General features: G+C 57.4%; 1 protein-coding gene. It reads right to left on the bottom strand.

Translation table 11 applies throughout. From position 1 onward, the window contains the following. Window positions 1–309: 309 nt before the first annotated feature. Window positions 310–549, bottom strand: a 240-nt coding sequence (locus ACFFWD_RS23075) for a winged helix-turn-helix domain-containing protein (protein ID WP_376968841.1), incomplete at its 5' end; no start/stop codon positions are given.

Raw genomic sequence — 549 nt, 5'->3', positions numbered from 1 at the left:
CAAGACCGTATCTGCCGGATCGACGAAAACCTCTTGCACCGCACGGCCGGACCATACATTGGGTCATTTTCGACTGAGCCAGCCGGTCCTGCCTATCATTTGACGTCCGTTCTGCCCCGGAAGCAACCTGATTGCTGCACGCCCCCGAAATGACGCGAAGGGCCATCACTTCCGGACTCATGCATCGCAGCAAATTACGTTCTATTCGAGCAGCTCGTCGGCGCTGGCGAGCACGGGTGGAGGCACCAGGACCTCAATCTCCCGCCGATCGCGATCTGCGCCTGCTTGAAAGTCGTTGAGCTGAGCGTCTTAGCCAGGAGCACGGAGACAGTATCCGACACCGCGAATCGTATGGATCAGCGGATAGGCCTGCTGGTCGTCCACCTTGCGGCGCAGGCGTCCGACATAGACGTCAATGATATTCATCGATTGATCGGAATGAAGATCCCAGACGTGCTGCAGCAGCATCGCCCGCGACACGATGCGATCTTCGTTGCGCACCAGATATTCCAGTAGCTGGAATTCCTTGGGCAGAAGGAGAATCTCCTT

The sequence above is a fragment of the Bradyrhizobium erythrophlei genome, from assembly GCF_042430365.1.
GTDB lineage: Bacteria > Pseudomonadota > Alphaproteobacteria > Rhizobiales > Xanthobacteraceae > Bradyrhizobium > Bradyrhizobium erythrophlei.
The sequence above is the reverse complement of the archived record's forward strand: the minus strand, read 5'-3'. Positions and strand labels throughout refer to the sequence as shown.